This window comes from Actinoplanes rectilineatus, from assembly GCF_000962825.1.
GTDB classification, from domain to species: Bacteria; Actinomycetota; Actinomycetes; order Mycobacteriales; family Micromonosporaceae; genus Actinoplanes; species Actinoplanes rectilineatus.
Genome location: NZ_JZKF01000260.1, coordinates 1 through 348 on the forward strand (window position 1 = coordinate 1; position 348 = coordinate 348).

A 348-nucleotide genomic window follows, 5' to 3' on the forward strand; every position below is an offset into this window, starting at 1 on the left:
CGCCCCGCTGACGGAGAACAAGGCACTGACCGCCGCGGCCCGCACCCACAGCGCGTGGATGGCGCAGACCGGCACCTTCTCCCACACCGGCAACGCCGGATCGAACTTCGTGGCCCGGGCCAAGGCCGCCGGCTACGCGAAGCCGTCGGCGGAGAACATCGCCTACGGCTACCGCACCGCCGACACAGTGGTGCAGGGCTGGATGAACAGCACCGGCCACCGCACCAACATCCTCAACTGCAAATCCACGACCGTCGGTGTCGGCGTGGTCTTCTCCGCCAGCGGCACCCCGTACTACACCCAGGACTTCGGCTTCTGACGGTCCCCCCGCCGTCGAAGCCGGAAAGC

The 348-nt window shown here is 68.7% G+C and carries 1 protein-coding gene; it reads left to right on the top strand.

The window, feature by feature from the left end:
* Nucleotides 1-7: 7 nt before the first annotated feature.
* Entirely contained in the window at nt 8-319 is a 312-nt protein-coding gene (locus tag WH85_RS46350; RefSeq protein WP_083449788.1) for a CAP domain-containing protein, read from the top strand.
* Nucleotides 320-348: the final 29 nt, after the last annotated feature.